Origin of the sequence: Vibrio sp. Vb1337, from assembly GCF_033338715.1 — a bacterium.
Taxonomy (GTDB): domain Bacteria; phylum Pseudomonadota; class Gammaproteobacteria; order Enterobacterales; family Vibrionaceae; genus Vibrio; species Vibrio alginolyticus.
Genome location: NZ_JAWOTD010000079.1, coordinates 1 through 1580, shown reverse-complemented (window position 1 = coordinate 1580; position 1580 = coordinate 1). Strand labels below are relative to the sequence as shown.

The 1580-nt window shown below is 46.6% G+C and carries 2 protein-coding genes; both read right to left on the bottom strand.

Features of this window, described 5'->3' with window-relative positions; all coding sequences use genetic code 11:
• Positions 1 to 680, bottom strand: a 680-nt coding sequence (ppk2, locus tag R7E42_RS23965) for a polyphosphate kinase 2 (protein WP_318073084.1), incomplete at its 3' end; no start/stop codon positions are given.
• A 69-nt stretch (positions 681 to 749) separates the two neighbouring features.
• Positions 750 to 1493, bottom strand: a complete 744-nt coding sequence (locus tag R7E42_RS23960) for a copper homeostasis protein CutC (protein ID WP_318073083.1) — start codon at positions 1491 to 1493, stop codon at positions 750 to 752.
• Between the last annotated feature and the right edge of the window lie 87 nt (positions 1494 to 1580).

Below are 1580 nucleotides of genomic sequence, written 5' to 3'. Positions count from 1 at the left end.
GCTTTATATTCAATTTGACTGAGTAGATGACTAATGCAATTTAAGCGCGCTTTTTGTTTTGAATCTGAAGGTACAACCCACCAAGGACAGTTTTTGGTGTCGGTGTAAGCGAACATCTTGTCTTTTGCTTCAGAATACTCAGCCCAGCGGTGTCGAGATTCTAGATCCATCGGGCTGAACTTCCAGCGCTTTATCGGCGTGTTGATGCGCCCTAAGAAGCGTTTTTCCTGCTCCTCGTCGGATACCGAAAACCAGTACTTGAGCAAAATAATGCCTGAGCGTTGCAGCATTCTCTCGAATTCAGGGCAAGAGCGTAGAAATTCTTCATATTCATCTGGCGTACAAAAGCCCATGACTTTTTCGACGCCAGCTCGGTTATACCAACTGCGGTCAAACAAGACGATTTCACCGGCGGATGGCAGGTGCGCGACATAACGTTGAAAGTACCATTGTGTCTTTTCTTTTTCAGTCGGTGCGGGCAATGCCACTACGCGGCAAACACGGTGATTTAACTTTTCCGTAATTCTCTTAATTACGCCGCCTTTGCCTGCGGCATCACGGCCTTCAAACAGAACGACGACTTTTAGTCCTTTGTGTTTAACCCATTCTTGCAGCTTTACCAATTCGACCTGCAGCTTTTTAAGCTCTTGTTCGTATTCCTTTTTCTTTAGCTTAGACATTATTCGTTCCTCACTCCTTGATGCTCAATATGTTAGCACTCAACGTAGAAAGTGGGGATTTCGATTGTGTTATTTGAGAGCTGCTGCGACGTTGGCGATGGCTTGAGTACTGGTAATAGGAATCGCAAAATCATCGACATCTGAAGCGCCCATTTTGCTTTGTTCAGCAACAAAGGTCATTTGGCTAGGGCGTGTGGTTTTGCCTGAAAGATGGACTTCTTGCACGTTCGTGTTTTTGACTAAATCACGGACGTTGTCTGCATTCACTCCCGCCCCGGCCATGATCGCAATGCGCCCTTGGGCTTGTTCCACAAGAGATTTAAGTACGCTCTCGCCTGCTGGTGCAGATGGGGCGAGACCAGAAGTCAGAATACGTTCACAACCTAAATGGATGATATCTTCCAACGCTTGTTCTGCATTGCGACATTGATCAAACGCACGATGAAACGTGATGCCAAGACCCAGTGCTTGTGCAAACTCGCACAATGCGGTGGCAAACGGCATGTGGATATCACCTTCTTGGGTCAGTACGCCTAGCACCACTCCATCTAAACCAGATTGATGGGCGGCTTCGATGTCCCAACGCATCATGTCTAGCTCCTCTTCGTTATAGAAAAAGTCGCCTTGGCGTGGACGAATCATGGCATACACTGGAACAGAAGATTGTTTGGCCGCTTGCTGCATAAAACCGTAGCTTGGCGTTAAGCCACCCAATGCGAGAGATGAGCAAAGCTCAATACGAGTTGCGCCACCAGCAATGGCGTAATGAAGAGATTCAATATTATCAATACAGACTTCTAGATGAGTAACCACTTTGATTCATCCTACTAACGTTACAGTAAGTGTTATGGCTAAGATATTAGCAGGGCCAACAGGCAGAATCTGTATGATGTCGATGGG